The sequence below is a fragment of the Variovorax sp. Root434 genome (genome assembly GCF_001426595.1).
Lineage (GTDB): Bacteria > Pseudomonadota > Gammaproteobacteria > Burkholderiales > Burkholderiaceae_C > Variovorax.
Genome location: NZ_LMEK01000026.1, coordinates 19208 through 37958, shown reverse-complemented (window position 1 = coordinate 37958; position 18751 = coordinate 19208). Strand labels below are relative to the sequence as shown.

Genomic DNA, 18751 nt, shown 5'->3' with positions numbered 1-18751 from the left:
GCCCTTATTGTCCCAATTGATCGAATTTGGCTTCGACGTCCTGTCCGAAGCGCTCAATGAACATGAGGGCTCTCACCTGCTGCGCGGCGGCGGGATAGTCGCCTTTTTCGTCGATCAGCCAGTCGAGGGACGAGAGTGCGCGTGCGCGAGCGGCTTCGACCTCGACCAGCAATTTGTCGAGCGCGGCGGTGCTGTCGATGTCGTCCAGCGCCTCGCGCCACTCCATCTGCTGCATCAGGAATTCCGCCGGCATCGCCGTGTTGTTCTCGGTGTTCAGCGGCGCATCGTGCAATTCGCAGATGTAGCTGGCGCGGCGGATCGGGTCCTTGAGCCGCTGGTAGGCCTCGTTGATGCGCACCGACCATTGCATGGCCACGCGCTGCGCCGCGGCCCCCTGCGCGGCAAAGCGGTCCGGGTGAACCTCGCGCTGCAGTTCTTTCCAGCGCGCGTCGAGCGCAGTGCGGTCCTGAGCGAAAGTCGCCGGGACGGCAAACAGTTGAAAGTCGGTGTCGTTCAGGTTCATGGCAAGAAAAAACCGCCAGCACATGACATGGTGGCGGCTGTGGTCGCGCTCAGCGACGACGCATCAAATGCGAAAGCTTTCCCCGCAACCGCAGCGATCACGCTCGTTCGGGTTGATGAACTTGAAGCCTTCATTCAGACCTTCGCGCACGAAGTCGAGCTGCGTACCGTCGATGTAGGCCAGGCTCTTCGGGTCGACCAGCACCTTCACGCCGTGGTCTTCGAACACCACGTCTTCAGGCGTGAACTCGTCCACGTACTCGAGCTTGTAGGCCAGGCCCGAACAGCCCGTGGTCTTCACGCCCAGCCGCACGCCCACGCCCTTGCCTCGCTTGCCGAGGTAGCGGGTGACGTGTCGCGCAGCGGCTTCGGTCAGCGTAACGGCCATGTCAGTGGACGGCCTCGGCAGCGGACTCGGCGGTCTTGACGCCGTGCTTGGCCTTGTAGTCGCTCACGGCGGCCTTGATCGCGTCTTCGGCCAGGATGGAGCAGTGGATCTTCACGGGCGGCAGCGCCAGCTCTTCGGCGATCTGCGCATTCTTGAGCGCAGCCGCTTCGTCGAGCGTCTTGCCCTTGACCCATTCGGTCACGAGCGACGACGAGGCAATGGCCGAGCCGCAGCCGTAGGTCTTGAAGCGTGCGTCTTCGATCACACCGGTTTCGGGGTTGACCTTGATCTGCAGCTTCATCACGTCGCCGCAGGCCGGTGCGCCGACCATGCCGGTGCCGACCGAATCGTCGCCCTTTTCGAAGGAGCCGACGTTGCGGGGATTTTCGTAGTGGTCGATGACCTTGGAAGAATATGCCATGGTGTACCTCTCAAACTTTGTTCAATCGTGGAGCCTTGGGCTGCCCTGTATCAGTGTGCCGACCACTGGATCGTGCTGATGTCGACGCCGTCCTGGAACATCTCCCACAGGGGGCTCAGCTCGCGCAGCTTGGCGACGTTGTGCTTGATGGTCGAGATGGCGTAGTCGATTTCTTCTTCGGTCGTGAAACGGCCGATGGTCATGCGAAGGCTGCTGTGGGCCAGCTCGTCGCTGCGGCCCAGGGCACGCAGCACGTAGCTCGGCTCGAGGCTGGCCGAGGTGCAGGCCGAACCCGACGACACCGCCAGGCCCTTGATGCCCATGATCAGCGACTCGCCTTCGACGTAGTTGAAGCTCATGTTCAGGTTGTGCGGCACGCGGTGCTCGAGGTCGCCGTTGATGAAGACCTGTTCGACATCCTTCAGGCCGTCGAGCAGGCGCTTCTGCAGGCGCGCCGCATGGGCGATGTCGTCCTTCATCTCGAGCTTGGCGATGCGGTAGGCCTCGCCCATGCCGACGATCTGGTGCGTGGGCAAGGTGCCCGAGCGCATGCCGCGCTCGTGGCCACCGCCGTGCATTTGCGCCTCGAGGCGGATGCGCGGCTTGCGGCGCACGTACAACGCGCCGATGCCCTTGGGGCCGTAGGTCTTGTGCGAAGCCAGGCTCATCAGGTCGATGGGCAGCTTCGTGACGTCGATCTCGACCTTGCCGGTGGCCTGGGCCGAATCGACGTGGAAGATCACACCCTTTTCGCGGCAGGCATTGCCCAGCGCAACCACGTCCTGGATCACACCGATCTCGTTGTTCACGAACAGCACGCTGGCCAGGATGGTGTCGGGACGAATCGCCGCCTTAAATTTCTCGAGGTCGACGAGGCCGTTTTCCTCGACGTCGAGGTAAGTGACCTCGAAGCCCTGACGCTCCAGTTCACGCATGGTGTCGAGCACGGCCTTGTGCTCGGTCTTCAGCGTGATCAGGTGCTTGCCCTTGCCCTTGTAGAAGTGGGCCGCGCCCTTGAGTGCGAGGTTGATCGACTCGGTCGCACCCGAGGTCCACACGATTTCGCGGGGATCTGCGTTGATCAGCTCAGCCACCTGGCCACGCGCTTTCTCGACCGCCTCTTCAGCCTCCCAGCCCCAGGCATGGCTGCGCGATGCCGGATTGCCGAAATGTTCGCGCAACCAGGGAATCATGGCGTCGACCACACGCGGGTCGACAGGCGTGGTCGCGCCGTAATCGAGATAGATCGGGAAATGAGGAGTTACGTCCATGGCTGGCTCGTGCTGGCGTGGGGGGTTGTTTTTTGATCTGGGCTGCTCGTGCCGGCGCCCGGAGGCGCCGCCGGAAATCAGGTCTCAGGACTTGGCGAAGGCGTTGCCGAGGGCGAACACCGAATTCGGCGCATTCACGCGAATCGGCTTGACCACCGGCTGGGCCGAGATGGCACGCTTGACGACCGGCTTGTTCTCGATCTGCACGCCCTTGGCGATCTGGTCGTCGACCAGCTTCTGCAAGGTGACGGAATCGAGGAACTCGACCATGCGCTGGTTCAGCGAGGCCCAGAGTTCGTGCGTCATGCAGCGGCCGGCTTCGCCCAGGCAGTTTTCCTTGCCGCCGCACTGGGTGGCATCGATAGGCTCATCGACGGAAACAATGATGTCGGCCACGGTGATATCCGCAGCCTTGCGACCGAGGCTGTAGCCGCCGCCGGGGCCGCGGGTCGACTCGACCAGCTCGTGGCGGCGCAGCTTGCCGAACAGCTGCTCGAGGTACGACAGCGAAATCTGCTGCCGCTGGCTGATCGCAGCCAGCGTGACCGGACCGGTGTTCTGACGCAACGCCAGATCGATCATTGCTGTGACCGCAAAACGGCCTTTGGTAGTGAGACGCATCGCAAGCTCCTTCAAGTGCTTACCGTTGAAATGACACCGTGGCCTGGACCGCGGTGACTTCGTCTCCGCCCTGCCCGATCCCTGACGCTGGTGAACCAGCCGGTGGGAGTCGGTCCTTCATCGCGAAGTTCTTTTTTTGTTGTTGAGTATTTCGGTCAAGTATAGCAGAAGGCCCTGAACCCCGCTGGGGTAAACCCCAGCGCGGTTCGCTTGAAGAATGCGAACCTCCGAACTAGCGCGGTCGGCCTACTGCGGCAGGATCGCGATGTTGTCGCCGCCCGAAGCCCCGAATGCCTGCTCCCGCAGCAGCGCCAGCTGGTCGCGCACCCGGGCCGCCTTCTCGAATTCGAGATTGCGGGCGTGTTCCAGCATCTGCTTTTCAAGCCGCTTGATTTCCCGCGCGATGTCTTTCTCGCTCATGTCCTCGACCTTGGCGCGTTCCAGGTCGAGCTTGGCCATTTCCTTGCCGGTCTTCTCGCTGTAGACGCCGTCGATCAGGTCGCGCACCTGCTTGACGATGCTGCGCGGCGTAATGCCATTGGCTTCGTTGTGGGCGATCTGCCGGGCGCGGCGGCGCTCGGTTTCGTCGATGGCCTTCTTCATCGAATCGGTCATCCGGTCGGCGTACAGGATGGCCTTGCCGCTCAGGTTCCGCGCCGCCCGGCCGATGGTCTGGATCAGAGAGCGCTCGGCGCGCAGGAAGCCTTCCTTGTCCGCGTCGAGGATCGCCACCAGCGACACCTCCGGAATGTCCAGCCCCTCGCGCAGCAGGTTGATGCCCACCAGCACGTCGAAGGTGCCCAGGCGCAGATCGCGCAGGATTTCCACCCGCTCGACGGTGTCCACGTCGCTGTGCAGGTAGCGCACCTTCACGCCGTTGTCGCCCAGGTAATCGGTCAGCTGCTCGGCCATGCGCTTGGTCAGCGTGGTGATGAGCACGCGCTCGTTCTTCTCGACGCGGATGCGAATCTCGCCCAGCACGTCGTCCACCTGGTGCGTGGCGGGCCGCACCTCGACTTCGGGGTCGATCAGCCCGGTGGGCCGAACCAGCTGTTCGACCACATTGCCGGCATGGTCCTTCTCGTACTGTGCCGGCGTGGCCGAGACGAAGATGCACTGGCGCATGCGGGTCTCGAACTCCTCGAGCTTGAGCGGGCGGTTGTCCAGCGCGCTCGGCAGGCGAAAACCATATTCGACCAGTGTGGTCTTGCGCGCCCGGTCGCCGTTGTACATGCCGCCGAGCTGGCCGATCATCTGGTGGCTCTCGTCGAGGAACATCAGCGCGTCCTTCGGCAGATAGTCCGTCAGCGTGGCCGGCGGCTCACCCGGCGCAGCGCCCGAGAGGTGGCGGGTGTAGTTCTCGATGCCCTTGCAGTGGCCGATCTCGGCGAGCATCTCGAGGTCGAAACGGGTGCGCTGCTCCAGCCGCTGCGCCTCGACCAGCTTGCCCGCGCCCACCAGCTCCTTGAGCCGTTCGCCCAGCTCGATCTTGATGGTTTCCACCGCCGCCATGACCTTGTCGCGCGGCGTCACGTAGTGGCTCGACGGATACACGGTGAAGCGCGGCACCTTCTGTCGGATGCGCCCCGTCAGCGGGTCGAAGAGCTGCAGCGACTCGATCTCGTCGTCGAACAGTTCGAAGCGGATTGCCAGCTCGCTGTGCTCGGCCGGAAACACGTCGATGGTGTCGCCCCGCACGCGGAAGGTGCCCCGGGCGAAGTCCTGCTCGTTGCGCAGGTACTGCATGCGGATCAGCCGCGAGATCAGGTCACGCTGACCGACCTTGTCGCCGACGCGGGCAATCAGCCGCATCTCCATGTAATCCTCGGGTGTACCGATGCCGTAAATGGCACTCACCGTGGCCACGATCACCGTGTCGCGCCGCTCCAGCACGCTCTTGGTGGCCGACAGGCGCATCTGCTCGATGTGCTCGTTGATGGACGAGTCCTTCTCGATGAACAGGTCGCGCTGCGGCACGTAGGCCTCGGGCTGGTAGTAGTCGTAGTAGCTGACGAAGTACTCGACGGCGTTCTTCGGGAAAAACTCGCGGAATTCGCTGTAGAGCTGCGCCGCCAGCGTCTTGTTGGGCGCGAACACGATGGCCGGGCGGCCCAGCCGGGCGATCACGTTGGCCATGGTATAGGTCTTGCCGGAGCCGGTCACGCCCAGCAGGGTCTGGAACACCTCGCCGTCGATCACGCCCTCGACCAGCCCCTCGATGGCCGTCGGCTGGTCGCCGGCTGGCGGATAGGGCTGAAAAAGCTCGAAGGGCGAGCCCGGATAGCGGACGAATTCCCCCTGTTTCGCCGGGCCGATCGGGTCCAGTTTCTTCAGGTCTGCTATGGCTTCGTTGTTCTCTGGCATGGCTGTTCCCGACAGGTGGCGCTCGCGCCGGTAAAATTCAAGGCAACCGGAAAGGATAAAGCCTCCTCCGGTTGCAGCGCAGCTTTCATCCCAAAGGACCTTTCCATGTCTATGTTCACCGCGGTCGAAATGGCACCGCGCGACCCGATCCTCGGCCTCAACGAGCAATTTGCAGCCGATACCAACCCCAACAAGGTCAATCTCGGCGTCGGCGTCTATTACGACGACAACGGCAAGCTGCCCTTGCTCCAGTGCGTGCAGGCGGCCGAACAGAACATGATGAAAGCGCCTACGGCGCGCGGTTATCTCCCGATCGACGGCATTGCCGCGTACGACAACGCCGTGAAGGCGCTGGTCTTCGGCGCCGACAGCGAACCCGTCACCTCGGGCCGCGTCGCCACCATCCAGGCCATCGGCGGCACCGGCGGCCTGAAGGTCGGCGCCGACTTCCTGAAGAAGCTCAACCCCAACGCCAAGGTGCTGATCAGCGACCCGAGCTGGGAAAACCACCGCGCGCTGTTCACCAACGCGGGCTTCGAAGTCGAAAGCTACCCCTACTACGACGCGGCCACGCGCGGTATCAACTTCGACGGCATGCTGGCCGCCCTGAACGCGGCGCCGGCCGGCACCATCGTCGTGCTGCATGCCTGCTGCCACAACCCGACCGGCTACGACATCACCCCGGCCCAGTGGGACCAGGTGGTCGCCGCCGTCAAGGCCAAGGGCCTCGTGCCCTTCCTCGACATGGCCTACCAGGGCTTCGGCTACGGCCTGAAGGAAGACGGCGCGGCCGTCGCCAAGTTCGTCGATGCCGGCCTCACCTTCTTCGTCTCGACCTCGTTCTCGAAGAGCTTCAGCCTGTACGGCGAACGCGTGGGCGCCCTGTCAGTGCTGTGCGAAAGCAAGGAAGAAGCGGGCCGCGTGCTGTCGCAGCTCAAGATCGCCATCCGCACCAACTACAGCAACCCGCCCACGCACGGCGGCGCCGTGGTGGCTGCGGTGCTCAACAACGCCGAGCTGCGCGCCCTCTGGGAAAAGGAACTGGGCGAGATGCGCGTGCGCATCAAGGCCATGCGCCAGAAACTGGTCGACGGCCTCAAGGCCGCCGGCGTGAAGCAGGACATGAGCTTCATCACCACGCAGATCGGCATGTTCAGCTACTCGGGCCTGACCAAGGACCAGATGGTGCGCCTGCGCAATGAGTTCGGCGTGTACGGCACCGACACCGGCCGCATGTGCGTGGCCGCGCTCAACAGCAAGAACATCGACTACGTCTGCGCGTCGATTGCCAAGGTCATCTGACCGTCAGCAAGATGTGAGGGAATTCGTTTCACGACAATTCCTTCACATTTGGTGAAAAAACGGCCCTGGCCGGGGATCTACGTAGGGGTAAGGCCCCCTGCGCCCTGCCGATGGCGCTGATATATTGCACCGCAACATTCCACTCCAACACCCGCGATGCTCTACCAACTCTACGAAGCCCAGCGTTCCTTGATGGAGCCCTTCTCGGACTTCGCCCAGGCGGCCTCCAAGCTCTACGGCCAGGGCGCCGTGTGGGGCCAGGTGCCCATGGCCCAGCGCATGGCCGCCGGCTACGACCTGCTCTACCGGCTCGGCAAGGACTACGAGAAGCCCGAGTTCAACATCAAGTCGGTGAAGGTCGACGGTGAAGATGTGGTGATCCAGGAGGCCGTCGAGCTCGACAAGCCGTTCTGCGAGCTGCGCCGCTTCAAGCGCTTCACCGACGAGCCGCACATTCTCAAGACGCTCAAGAGCCAGCCCGTGGTGCTGATCGTGGCGCCGCTGTCGGGCCATTACTCCACACTGTTGCGCGACACCGTGCGCACCATGCTGCAGGACCACAAGGTCTACATCACCGACTGGAAGAACGCGCGCCTCGTGCCGCTGTCGGAAGGCGAGTTCCACCTCGACGACTACATCAACTACGTGCAGGAGTTCATCCGCCGCCTGCAGGCCGAATACGGCAACTGCCACGTGGTGAGCGTGTGCCAGCCGACGGTGCCGGTGCTGGCCGCCGTCTCGCTGATGGCCAGCCGCGGCGAGCAGCTGCCGCTGACCATGACCATGATGGGCGGCCCCATCGATGCGCGCAAGTCGCCCACCGCGGTCAATAACCTCGCGATGAACAAGAGCTTCGAGTGGTTCGAGAACAACGTGATCTACCGCGTGCCGCAGGGCTTCCCGGGCGCAGGCCGCAAGGTCTATCCCGGCTTCCTGCAGCACACCGGCTTCGTGGCGATGAACCCCGACCGCCACGCCAGCAGCCACTACGACTATTTCAAGGACCTCATCAAGGGCGACGACGCCAGTGCCGAGGCTCATCGCAAGTTCTACGACGAGTACAACGCCGTGCTCGACATGGACGCCGATTACTACCTCGAGACCATTCGCACCGTGTTCCAGGAGTTCAACCTGGTCAATGGCACCTGGGACGTCAAGAACCCCAAGGGCCAGGTGGAGCGCGTGCATCCGCAGGACATCCATTCCACCGCCCTGCTCACGATCGAAGGCGAACTCGACGACATCTCGGGCTCGGGCCAGACCGAAGCCGCGCACAGCCTGTGCACCGGCATCGCCGACGACAAGCGTGAGCACTACGAAGTCAAGGGCGCGGGCCACTACGGCATCTTCAGCGGCCGCCGCTGGCGTGAACTGGTCTATCCGAAGGTGCTGAAGTTCATCGCAGCCAACGACCAGCCGCAAAGCCGTGCCGGCAACCGCGGCGGCCTCGCAGCCGAGGACACGATCAAGCCCGAGCGCAAGACAGCCGCCGTCGCGGCCAAGAAAGTTCCAGTGAAGAAGGCCGCGAGCGTGGCTGTAAAGAAGAGGCCGACTGCGCGCTGAAGCGCGCGCAGCTTCACCCCATGGACGGGCTCGCCGCACGCATCAACGACGCACTGCCTCAAACGCAGTGCACACGGTGCGGCTACCCGGATTGCGCAGGATACGCCCAGGCCGTGGCCGACGGCGAGGCCGGCATCAACCAGTGCCCGCCGGGCGGTGCCGAAGGCATCGAGCGGCTCGCGCAACTCACCGGCCGCGCCGCCCTTCCCCTCGATGCCCAATTCGGCACCGAAGGCCCGCGCGCCATGGCGGTCATCGACGAAGCCTGGTGCATCGGCTGTACGCTGTGCCTCGACGCCTGCCCCACCGACGCCATCGTCGGTATCAACAAGCGGATGCACACCGTGATCGAAGCCCACTGCACGGGCTGCGAGCTGTGCATTCCGGTCTGCCCCGTCGACTGCATCTCGCTCGAAGTCGAGACGCCCGGCCTCAGTGGTTGGCAGGCCTGGTCGACTGAACAGGCTGCCAGCGCGCGGCGCCGCTACGAGGTGCATGGCCGGCACCGCAACACCGACGCGCGGCTGGCCGACAAGGCGCCCGAGCCCGAAGCCCTGCAAGACGCCGGCGCCCGCAAGCGCGCCATCGTCGAAGCCGCACTGGCGCGTGCCCGCGCCGCTTCGCAACAACGACAACGTCCGCCCACCACCACCAAGCCATGACACTCGACACCCTGCTCATCTACGTCGTCGCCTCGCTCGCGTTGGCCCTGATTCCGGGACCGACGATGCTGCTGGCACTGTCCAACGGCATCGAAGGCGGCATGCGCCGTGCAAGTTGGGGCATTGCCGGCGCGTCGCTCGGCAGCGTCACGCTGATCGCCGTCGTCGCGCTCGGGCTGGGCTCGCTGCTCGCGGCTTCGGAGTGGCTCTTCAACGCGATCCGCATCGCCGGCGTGGCGTACCTCGTGTGGCTGGGCATCAAGCTGTGGCGCAGCGAGGCCACCGACCTCGGCACCGCGCTGGCCAAGTCGCCGCTCGAGGTTCGGCCACAGGGCCGCGTGGCGCTGATGCGCAGCCTCGCGGTGGCATTGTCGAATCCGAAGACGGTGCTGTTTTTCGCTGCCTTCCTGCCGCAGTTCATCGACATCGCGAAGCCGCAAGGCCCGCAGTACCTGCTGCTGGGCACGGTGTTCGTCGCACTCGACACCTGCGTGATGCTGGCCTATGCGTCGGCCGGCACGCAGGCCGTGCGCTTTCTCTCGCAGCGCGGCCTCAAGGCCATGAACCGCGGTTGCGCAGCCGGCATGTGGCTGCTCGCGGCTACGCTTGCGGTGTGGCGCCGCCCCGGCGCATAGCAAAGCTCTCCCCCAGGCTTCGCGCACTTCGTGTCGCTCCGCCAACCCCCTTCCGGGGGCAACACCTGCGGCCCTGCAAAGCCGGTTCCGCGGTGTTACCGGAAATCGAGTTTCATGCTCTTCGCTTGAAGAGCATCAGCAGCACACCAGCCAAGACGACGGCCACGGCGTACCACTCGAAGCGAGTGACCGTCTCGTTGGCGATCCACACGCCCAGCAGCATCGCGATCACCGGATTGACGAAGGTGTAGCTCGCGGCCAGGGCAGCAGGCGCCTTCGCGAGCAGCACCATGTAGGCGTTGAAGGCAATCAGCGAACCGAACACCACGAGGTAGATCCACGCGGCGACAGCTTCGGGCTGCAGCGGCCAGCTCATCGTTTCGCCGGACATCGTGGCGAGCCCCATCAGCACCAGGCCGCCGCAAAGCATCTCGCTCGCAAAGCCCATCGCGCCGGGCGCCAGCGGCAGGCTGCGTTGGCTCAGCACACTGCCCAGCGACCAGCAGACGCAGGCGATGCAGATGGCGATCAGCCCCTCGGGCGAGGAACGGAAACCGCTGCCCCGCGTCAGCATCAGCACGCCGACGAGGCCGAGCGCGATGCCGGCGGCCTCCAGCCGCGACGGCTTCACGCCCCAGATCAGGTTCATCAGCGCAATCAGCAGCGGGATTACGGCGATGAACGCCACCACCAGCCCCGAGCCGATCGACACCTCGGCATTCGCCGTGCCGCCCATGCCACCGCCGAGCATCAGCGCGCCGACGACAAAGGCATTGCGCCACTGCGCGAGCGATGGCCACGGCGCGCCGCGCCAGCGCATCCACAGCGCCAGCAGCACGCCCGCGAACAGGAAGCGCGAGCCCATCTGCAGAAACGGCGGAAAACTGATCAGGGCGTACTTGATCGCGAGGTAGGTCGAGCCCCAGACCACCCACGTGGCGGCGAGGCAGAGCCACAGCATCGGCGGCAGCCCAGGGCGCGCGGCAATGGGTGCGGCTTGGGCGGGAGAAGCGAGGGTCGGCATGTGGAGGGTGTTTCTTCTTGGTGTGAGATGCCGGTCATGGTATGAAAGCGATCTCCCGGCAGCCATGCGAGATTCATGGTTCTGCCTTCGCCAAACCGTCGATTTAAAGGAGTTGCATGGACTTTTCCTTGAACCCCGCGCTGGACGCCCACGACACCCGCATCCTCGCCGAACTGCAGAACGACGCACGCCTGACCATGGCAGAACTGGGCCGCCGCGTGCACCTGAGCCAGCCCGCCGTGACCGAGCGCGTGAAGAAGCTCGAGGCCGCGGGCGTCATCAGCGGCTACCGCGCGACGGTGAACCTGGGCAAGCTCGGCTACGGCATCCGAGCGATCATCCGCGTGGGCCGCGCCGACTACGCGCGCGTGGTCGAACTGGTGCAGCAGACGCCCGAATGCGTCAATGCCTACAACGTGACCGGAGACGACAGCTGGATTCTCGAGATCGCGGTGATCGACGTGAGCCACCTCGATGCGGTGGTCACCAAGTTCTGCATCCTCACCGAGACGGCGACCTCGATCATCCTGAACCCGGCGCGCGAGCACCAGCCGATGCTGCCGCCTCGGCGTTCGGACGTGAAGCCGCCGATCAGGAAAGTGCTCAACGCGTAGCGGCGAGCGCGCCGAAGGCGGCCACCACCTCGGGCGGCGCCTGCACCATCTCGATCAGCACGCCCTCGCCCGCGATCGGAAACTCGTCGTTCGCCTTCGGATGCAGGAAGCAGATGTCGAAACCGGCCGCGCCCTTGCGGATACCGCCGGGCGCAAAGCGAACGCCCTGCGCCGTGAGCCACTCGACGGCCTTGGGCAGGTCGTCGATCCAAAGCCCCACGTGGTTGAGCGGCGTGGTGTGCACGGCGGGCTTCTTCTCGGGGTCCAGCGGCTGCATCAGGTCGACCTCGACCTTGAACGGCCCCGCGCCCATCGCGCAGATGTCTTCGTCGACGTTCTCACGCTCGCTCTTGAAGGTGCCTGTGACTTCGAGCCCCAGCATGTCGACCCAGAGCTTCTGCAGCCGCAGCTTGTCCGTGCCGCCGATGGCGATCTGCTGGATGCCCAGCACCTTGAAGGGGCGTGCGTTGGTGCTCATGCCGCGCAACCTTCCGGCTGCTCCTGCACCTGCCGCGCATTGAGCCCGAGCTTGCGCAGCAGCACCGTGTCGGCCTCGACGTCGGGGTTGCCGGTAACCAGCAGCTTGTCGCCGTAGAAGATCGAATTCGCACCTGCCATGAAGCACAGCGCCTGCACCGCATCGCCCATCTGCTGGCGCCCGGCCGACAGCCGTACGCGCGCGGTTGGCATCGTGATGCGCGCGACCGCGATCATGCGCACGAAGTCGAAGGGATCGACCGGCTCCGAATCGGCCAGCGGCGTGCCGGGCACGCGCACCAGGCTGTTGATCGGCACCGACTCGGGGTACGGGTTCAGGTTGGCCAGCTGCGCGATCAGCCCCGCGCGATGCACCGGCGCCTCGCCCATGCCGACGATGCCGCCGCAGCACACGCTGATGCCGGCGCTGCGCACATGGGCCAGCGTGTCGAGCCGGTCCTGGTAGGTGCGTGTGTCGACCACGTCGGTGTAGTACTCGGGCGCGGTGTCGAGGTTGTGGTTGTAGTAGTCGAGGCCCGCGGCCTTGAGCTGGTGCGCATGATGCGGCTCCAGCATGCCGAGCGTGGCGCAGGTCTGCATGCCCAGCCCCTTGACGGCTTCGACCAGCACGGCGACCTTCTCCACGTCGCGGTCCTTGGGCGCGCGCCATGCGGCGCCCATGCAGAAGCGCGTGGCGCCGGCGTCCTTGGCCGCCTGCGCGGCGCGCACGACCTCGTCGACCTCCATGAGCTTCTGCGCCTTCACGCCGGTATCGAACTCGGCCGATTGCGGGCAGTAGCCGCAGTTCTCCGGGCAGCCACCGGTCTTCACCGACAGCAGCGTGGCCAGCTCGATGTCGCCGGCCGGGAAGTGCTCGCGGTGCACCGTCTGCGCCTCGAACAGCAGGTCCATCAGCGGCTTGTCGAGCAGCGCCTGGATCGCCTCGACGGACCATGGGCCTTGCGGCGCCGCGGCCTTGGCGGGCCGGTGCATCGTGATCGTCTGTTGCAAGTCGTCGGCACCCATCAGTTGAACTCCAGAATGATTTGATCGACGGCGAGCGATTCGCCCTTGCCCGCCGAAATCTTGCCGACCACGCCGTCCTGCGAAGCGAACAGCACGTTTTCCATCTTCATGGCCTCGATCACGGCCAGCTTCTCGCCGGCCCGCACCTGCTGCCCCGGCTGCACCGACACCTCGACCAGCAGGCCCGGCATCGGCGACATCAGGAACTTGCTCAGGTCCGGCGGCGCCTTGTAGGGCATCTGCTCCAGCAGACGCGCGCCCAGCGGCGACAGCACCATCGCCTCGATCTGCGTGCCGTCGTGCGACACGCGCAGCGCCAGCGGGTTCTTGCCGGCCCCGCGCTCGACCTGCGCGGTGAAGGGCCGGTCGTTGACCGTGCCCTGCACACGGATGGCGCCGAGCGCAAAGCCGCTGTCGATCTTGTAGTTGTTCCCGCCCACGGCCACGACGCTGGCGCCGGTCTTCCCGTGAAAGTCGGTGACCGAGACGGGATGGTGCACGTGCTTGCCTTCCGGCCCCAGTTCCACCACCACGAACTGCTCCCCCACCTTCACGCCGTGGCCTTCGAGCTGCCCACTGATGCCCGATGCGCGCGCGCGGTAGCGGCGGTGCACGTAGGCCGCGAGCGCAACCAGGAACGACGGATCGGCGTGCGGCACATCTTCCGCATGGAAGCCCTTGCCATAGTGCTCGGCGATGAAGCCCGTGTTGAAGTCACCCGACACGAACTTCGGATGCGCCAGCAGCGCCGCCTGGAACGGGATGTTGCTGCTGATGCCGCGGATCACGAAGCCGTTGAGCGCCTCGCGCATGCGGGCAATCGCATGCTGACGGTCCTTGCCGTGCACGATGAGCTTGGCGATCATCGAGTCGTAGTACATCGGGATCTCACCGCCGTCGTACACGCCGGTGTCCACGCGCACGCCGTTCAGGTGCTCGGTGTCGCTCGCGAACATGGTCTCGGCGGGCGGCTGGAACTTCACGAGGCGGCCGGTCGAAGGCAGGAAGCTGCGGAACGGGTCTTCGGCGTTGATGCGGCATTCGATGGCCCAGCCGTTGCGCTTCACCTGCTCCTGCGTGAGCGGCAGCTGCTCACCGGCCGCCACGCGGATCATCAGCTCGACCAGGTCGAGCCCCGTGATGCACTCCGTGACCGGATGCTCCACCTGCAGGCGCGTGTTCATTTCGAGGAAGTAGAAGCTCTGGTCCTTGCCGACCACGAACTCCACCGTGCCCGCGCTCTGGTACTTCACGGCCTTGGCCAATTGCACCGCCTGCTCGCCCATCGCCTTGCGCGTGGCATCGGAGATGAAGGGCGACGGCGCTTCCTCGATCACCTTCTGGTGGCGGCGCTGGATGGAGCATTCGCGCTCGTTCAGGTAGATCACGTTGCCGTGCGAATCGCCCAGCACCTGGATTTCGATGTGGCGTGGCTCCTCGACGAACTTCTCGATGAACACGCGGTCATCGCCGAAGCTGTTGCGTGCCTCGTTGCGGCAGGAGGTGAAGCCCTCGAAGGCCTCGTTGTCGTTGAAGGCCACGCGCAGGCCCTTGCCGCCTCCGCCGGCGGAGGCCTTGATCATGACCGGGTAGCCGATGTCCTTCGCGATCTCGACGGCGCGCTCGGCCGTCTCGATGGCGTCGTTCCAGCCCGGAATGGTGTTGACGTTGGCCTCGTTCGCGAGCTTCTTCGAGGCGATCTTGTCGCCCATGGCAGCGATCGAATAGTGCTTCGGCCCGATGAAGGCGATGCCCTCCTCCTCGACCTTGCGCGCGAAAGCTTCGTTCTCCGAGAGGAAGCCGTAGCCTGGGTGCACAGCCTCGGCACCGGTCTTCTTGCAGGCCGCGATGATGCGGTCGGCCTGCAGGTAGCTCTCGCGGCTGGGCGCGGCGCCGATGTGCACGGCCTCATCGGCCAGCTCGACGTGGCGGGCTTCCTTGTCGGCATCGGAGTAGACGGCGACGGTGAGGATGCCCATCTTCTTCGCGGTCTGGATGACGCGGCAGGCGATTTCCCCGCGGTTGGCAATAAGTATTTTCTTAAACATCTAGGGTCTCCGCGGGATCTCAGCGGTTGATGAACATCGAGTAAACCGGCTGCGCTTGCGCGCGATCGACGAACACGTATGCCGTGCCGTCGGAACAGAAGTTCGCCACTTCGCCGCCGCCGCCATCGACCAGATCGATCCAGTTGTCGATCTGCAGCAGCAGGCGTCCTGCGGGCATTCCTTGCGCGCCGTTGGCCGTCCAGTAAGGCACGCCGCCGCTCTTCGTGCGCCATGCGCTCGCCCAGTCGTGGGGATGTGCGACCTCCTGCGGCAAATCGAAATGGGTCTGATAGTCGTAGAAGGCCTCCTCCATTTCCGCGGGAGCGCCATCGTCATCGGCGCGCCACCCTGCGATGGCAATTTCGCGCAGCAATGGAGGCGGGCCGTCGGCAGAGTCCGCAGGCGGTGCGGTCGGCCCTGCGCCCAGTTCGGTGCGTGGCACGGCGAACGCGGCGTTCGCACCTGCGTCATGCTCCCAGAAGCTGCAGATGCTGTCCCACTCGCACTTGAACAGGAACAGCACCTCGCCTTCCGCGAGCGGCAGCGCCTCGCCATCGGTCGGCAATTGCGCCAGGTGGCTCATTGCGCGGTTGCATTCGCGGCAGACGGGCCACAAGCGCCGGGGCAGGCCCCAGGGCAGGCCACCGAGCTTGGGGACAAGTCCAGGGTCCGCTCCCTCGCGGAACCGGGGGTAGTAGCTGCGCATGCGAATCAGAGCGGAATGTTGCCGTGCTTGCGCCACGGGTTCTCGAGCTTCTTCTCGCGCAGCATCACCAGCGAACGGCAGATGCGCTTGCGCGTCTCGTGCGGCAGGATCACGTCGTCGATGTAGCCGCGGGCGCTGGCCACATACGGGTTGGCGAAGCGCGCCTTGTATTCGGCTTCGCGTGCGGCCAGCTTCTCGGGGTCGTTCTTGTCCTCGCGGAAGATGATTTCCACCGCGCCCTTCGCGCCCATCACGGCGATCTCGGCACGTGGCCAGGCGAGATTGACGTCACCGCGCAGGTGCTTGGAAGCCATCACGTCGTACGCGCCGCCGTAGGCCTTGCGCGTGATGACGGTGATCTTCGGCACCGTGCATTCGGCATATGCGTAGAGCAGCTTGGCGCCGTGCTTGATGATGCCGCCGTACTCCTGCCCCGTACCGGGCATGAAGCCAGGCACGTCGACGAAGGTAACCACCGGAATGTTGAAGGCGTCGCAGAAGCGCACGAAGCGCGCAGCCTTGATGCTCGACTTGATGTCGAGGCAACCCGCCAGCACCAGCGGCTGGTTGGCCACGATGCCGATGGTCTGGCCTTCCATGCGCGCGAAGCCGATCACGATGTTCTTCGCGTAGTCGGGCTGCAGCTCGAAGAAGTCGCCGTCGTCCACCACCTTGAGGATCAGCTCCTTGATGTCGTAGGGCTTGTTCGGGTTGTCGGGCACCAGCGTGTCGAGCGAATAGTCGGGCCGGTCGGCCGGATCGCCCTGGCCGTTGTTGCCCAGGCGCACCGGCGGCTTCTCGCGGTTGTTGAGCGGCAGGTAGTTGTACAGGCGGCGCAGCATCATCAGCGCCTCGACGTCGTTCTCGAATGCCATGTCGGCCACGCCGCTGCGCGTGGTGTGGGTGACGGCGCCGCCGAGTTCTTCGGCAGTGACGCTTTCATGTGTCACGGTCTTCACCACCTCGGGGCCGGTGACGAACATGTAGCTCGAGTCCTTCACCATGAAGATGAAGTCGGTCATGGCGGGCGAATACACCGCGCCGCCCGCGCAGGGGCCCATGATCATGCTGATCTGCGGCACCACGCCCGAGGCCATCACGTTGCGCTGGAACACGTCGGCATAGCCGCCGAGCGAGGCCACGCCCTCCTGGATGCGCGCGCCGCCCGAGTCATTGAGGCCGATGACCGGTGCACCGACCTTCATGGCCTGGTCCATCACCTTGCAGATCTTCTCGGCATGTGCCTCGCTGAGCGCGCCGCCGAAGACCGTGAAGTCCTGGCTGAACACGAACACGAGGCGGCCGTTGATCATGCCGTAGCCGGTGACCACGCCGTCGCCCGGGATCTTCTGCTCGGCCATGCCGAAGTCCACCGAGCGGTGCTCGACGAACATGTCCCACTCCTCGAAGGTGCCGTCGTCGAGCAGCAGCTCGATGCGTTCGCGCGCCGTGAGTTTGCCCTTGGCGTGCTGCGCGTCGATGCGCTTCTGCCCGCCGCCGAGACGCGCCTGGGCGCGACGCTTTTCGAGTTGTTCGATCAGTTCTTGCATGGTGTGCTTCCGAAGCTGTGGTCCTGAATTTTGTTTGGTGTCATGGCCTGGCGGTGATGGCGGCCGCCGCAAGCAATTGGCGCGCCGCGGTCGATGCGGGCAACGTGCCCTGCGCCACCTGCTGCGTGAGCTCGGGCAGCAGCTCGCGCACCTGCGGGTGATGCCTGAAGGCGTGCTTGAGCCCGGCGTCGATGCGTTCCCACATCCACGCGGTGGCCTGTTTCTCTCGGCGTTTCGCCAGCCTGCCGTTGGCGGTCTGCAGTTGCCTGAACTGCGTGACGGCGTCCCAGAAGGCGTCGACGCCCGTGCCTGCCAACGCGCTGAGCTGCAGCACCTTGGGCAGCCAGAAGCGCACCTCCGTGCCGCTGTGCGCGTCGTGCACCGCATGCGCGTGGTCCGGGTTGCCCTGGTGGCCGAAGAGGCGCAGCGCCGAGGTGATCTGCGCCTGCGCGCGCGTGGCAGCGTCCTTGTCGATGTCGGCCTTGTTGATGACGACCAGGTCGGCCAGCTCCATCACGCCCTTCTTGATCGCCTGCAGGTCGTCGCCGGCGTTGGGCAGCTGCATCAGCACGAACATGTCGGTCATGCCGGCCACGGCCGTTTCGCTCTGGCCCACGCCCACGGTTTCGACGATCACGATGTCGTAGCCTGCCGCCTCGCACACCAGCATCGCCTCGCGCGTCTTCTCGGCGACGCCGCCGAGCGTCCCGCTCGACGGGCTGGGCCGGATGTACGCGCGCTCGTGCACCGAAAGGTGCTCCATGCGCGTCTTGTCGCCGAGGATGGAGCCGCCCGACACGGTGGACGACGGGTCGATGGTAAGCACCGCCACACGATGCCCCTTGCCGATCAGCAGCAGGCCCAGCGTCTCGATGAAGGTCGACTTGCCCACACCGGGCACGCCCGAGATGCCGAGGCGAAACGAATTCCCGGTGCGCGGCAACAGCGCGGTGAGCAATTCATCGGCCTGCGCGCGGTGGTCGTCACGGGTCGATTCGAGCAGCGTGATCGCCTTGGCGATCGCGCGGCGCTGCGACATGCCCGACGTATCGACGACCGCGCTTTCCAGCGCCTGCACGGTGTTCAGCACGCGTCCTCCGGGGACACGCGCCAGCGGTAGTGCAGGTCGACACCCTCCTCGCCTTCGAGCACGAAGCCGTGCCGCAGGTAGAAGCGGTTGGCGTCGCTCTGCACGAGCGCGGTGAGCTTGATGTCGAGATGCTGCTCGCGCGCCTGCGACTTGGCCCACTCCAGCACCCATTCGCCGATGCCCAGCCCCTGGAAGCCAGTGCGCAGGTAGAGGTGGTCGAGGCGCAGCGCATCGGCTCCCTCGGGCTTGAGCGTGACGAAACCGATGCGCTGGTCGCCGTCGAGCACGATGTGGTGCATGTAGGGCACCACGAAGCCCGCGTTCAGGCGTTCGCGCGAACGCGCTGGGTCGAAACGGCCCACGCGCTCCAGGCTCGGGCGCATCGCGTCGATGCGCAAGGCCAGCATGGCTTCGAAATCGCTGGAATCCACCGGCTGCAGCGACAGCCGCGACAAGAGATCGCCCAC

19 protein-coding genes are annotated in these 18751 nt (G+C 65.3%); 5 read left to right on the top strand and 14 right to left on the bottom strand.

The window, feature by feature from the left end; translation table 11 throughout:
• Positions 1–4 precede the first annotated feature (4 nt).
• The 6 genes from hscB to uvrB form a co-directional block, all read right to left on the bottom strand.
• Positions 5–523 (bottom strand): Fe-S protein assembly co-chaperone HscB, encoded by a 519-nt coding sequence (hscB, locus tag ASD05_RS24940; RefSeq protein WP_056598049.1) that lies wholly within the window; start codon positions 521–523, stop codon positions 5–7.
• Positions 524–586: 63 nt separating this feature from the next.
• Entirely contained in the window at positions 587–910 is a 324-nt protein-coding gene (gene iscA / locus ASD05_RS24935; protein WP_007828190.1) for an iron-sulfur cluster assembly protein IscA, read from the bottom strand.
• A 1-nt stretch (position 911) separates the two neighbouring features.
• On the bottom strand, positions 912–1331 hold the full coding sequence (gene iscU, locus ASD05_RS24930; protein ID WP_007828189.1) for a Fe-S cluster assembly scaffold IscU: 420 nt from the start codon (positions 1329–1331) through the stop codon (positions 912–914).
• A 50-nt stretch (positions 1332–1381) separates the two neighbouring features.
• Positions 1382–2602 carry an IscS subfamily cysteine desulfurase gene (locus ASD05_RS24925; RefSeq protein ID WP_056598047.1) on the bottom strand — a complete coding sequence of 407 codons (1221 nt, stop codon included), beginning with the start codon at positions 2600–2602 and terminating at the stop codon, positions 1382–1384.
• A gap of 84 nt (positions 2603–2686) precedes the next feature.
• Positions 2687–3223, bottom strand: a complete 537-nt coding sequence (iscR, locus tag ASD05_RS24920) for a Fe-S cluster assembly transcriptional regulator IscR (protein ID WP_007828186.1) — start codon at positions 3221–3223, stop codon at positions 2687–2689.
• Between the two features lie 246 nt (positions 3224–3469).
• The gene (uvrB, locus tag ASD05_RS24915) at positions 3470–5587 is read right to left on the bottom strand and encodes an excinuclease ABC subunit UvrB (protein ID WP_056598045.1); all 2118 of its coding nucleotides are present in this window, start codon (positions 5585–5587) and stop codon (positions 3470–3472) included.
• 105 nt (positions 5588–5692) lie between these two features.
• On the opposite strand from uvrB, the gene ASD05_RS24910 reads away from it, so the two are divergent.
• The 4 genes from ASD05_RS24910 (at position 5693) to ASD05_RS24895 (ending at position 9749) form a co-directional block, all read left to right on the top strand.
• On the top strand, positions 5693–6889 hold the full coding sequence (locus ASD05_RS24910) for an amino acid aminotransferase (protein WP_056598043.1): 1197 nt from the start codon (positions 5693–5695) through the stop codon (positions 6887–6889).
• Positions 6890–7045: 156 nt separating this feature from the next.
• Positions 7046–8452, top strand: coding sequence for a polyhydroxyalkanoate depolymerase (locus ASD05_RS24905; RefSeq protein ID WP_056598041.1), 1407 nt, complete (start codon positions 7046–7048; stop codon positions 8450–8452).
• Positions 8453–8472: 20 nt separating this feature from the next.
• Positions 8473–9114: an RnfABCDGE type electron transport complex subunit B gene (locus ASD05_RS24900; RefSeq protein ID WP_056598039.1), complete on the top strand. Its 642-nt coding sequence runs from the start codon at positions 8473–8475 to the stop codon at positions 9112–9114.
• A complete protein-coding gene (locus tag ASD05_RS24895; protein WP_056598038.1) occupies positions 9111–9749 on the top strand; it encodes a LysE family translocator in 639 nt (212 codons plus the stop codon). The genes ASD05_RS24900 and ASD05_RS24895 overlap by 4 nt, the downstream gene beginning before the upstream one ends.
• Before the next feature lie 112 nt (positions 9750–9861).
• Here the strand turns inward: ASD05_RS24895 and ASD05_RS24890 are convergent, their stop codons facing one another.
• On the bottom strand, positions 9862–10773 hold the full coding sequence (locus ASD05_RS24890; RefSeq protein WP_056598036.1) for an EamA family transporter: 912 nt from the start codon (positions 10771–10773) through the stop codon (positions 9862–9864).
• Positions 10774–10889: 116 nt separating this feature from the next.
• On the opposite strand from ASD05_RS24890, the gene ASD05_RS24885 reads away from it, so the two are divergent.
• A complete protein-coding gene (locus tag ASD05_RS24885; RefSeq protein ID WP_056521564.1) occupies positions 10890–11387 on the top strand; it encodes an Lrp/AsnC family transcriptional regulator in 498 nt (165 codons plus the stop codon).
• Here the strand turns inward: ASD05_RS24885 and ASD05_RS24880 are convergent.
• From ASD05_RS24880 to ASD05_RS24850, 7 genes are read right to left on the bottom strand one after another with little or no spacing between them, the layout of a single operon-like run.
• Positions 11377–11865: a VOC family protein gene (locus ASD05_RS24880; RefSeq protein ID WP_056598760.1), complete on the bottom strand. Its 489-nt coding sequence runs from the start codon at positions 11863–11865 to the stop codon at positions 11377–11379. The genes ASD05_RS24885 and ASD05_RS24880 overlap by 11 nt on opposite strands.
• Positions 11862–12890 (bottom strand): biotin synthase BioB, encoded by a 1029-nt coding sequence (gene bioB / locus ASD05_RS24875; RefSeq protein WP_056598034.1) that lies wholly within the window; start codon positions 12888–12890, stop codon positions 11862–11864. Before bioB ends, ASD05_RS24880 begins: the two co-directional genes overlap by 4 nt.
• Positions 12890–14938, bottom strand: coding sequence for an acetyl-CoA carboxylase biotin carboxylase subunit (accC, locus tag ASD05_RS24870; RefSeq protein WP_056598032.1), 2049 nt, complete (start codon positions 14936–14938; stop codon positions 12890–12892). Before accC ends, bioB begins: the two co-directional genes overlap by 1 nt.
• Positions 14939–14957: 19 nt before the next feature.
• On the bottom strand, positions 14958–15644 hold the full coding sequence (locus tag ASD05_RS24865; RefSeq protein ID WP_056598030.1) for a hypothetical protein: 687 nt from the start codon (positions 15642–15644) through the stop codon (positions 14958–14960).
• A gap of 5 nt (positions 15645–15649) precedes the next feature.
• Positions 15650–17194, bottom strand: a complete 1545-nt coding sequence (locus ASD05_RS24860; protein ID WP_056598029.1) for an acyl-CoA carboxylase subunit beta — start codon at positions 17192–17194, stop codon at positions 15650–15652.
• A gap of 40 nt (positions 17195–17234) precedes the next feature.
• Complete coding sequence (gene meaB, locus ASD05_RS24855) at positions 17235–18284, bottom strand: methylmalonyl Co-A mutase-associated GTPase MeaB (RefSeq protein ID WP_056598027.1); 1050 nt, start codon at positions 18282–18284, stop codon at positions 17235–17237.
• Positions 18278–18751: a GNAT family N-acetyltransferase gene (locus ASD05_RS24850; RefSeq protein ID WP_056598025.1), complete on the bottom strand. Its 474-nt coding sequence runs from the start codon at positions 18749–18751 to the stop codon at positions 18278–18280. Before ASD05_RS24850 ends, meaB begins: the two co-directional genes overlap by 7 nt.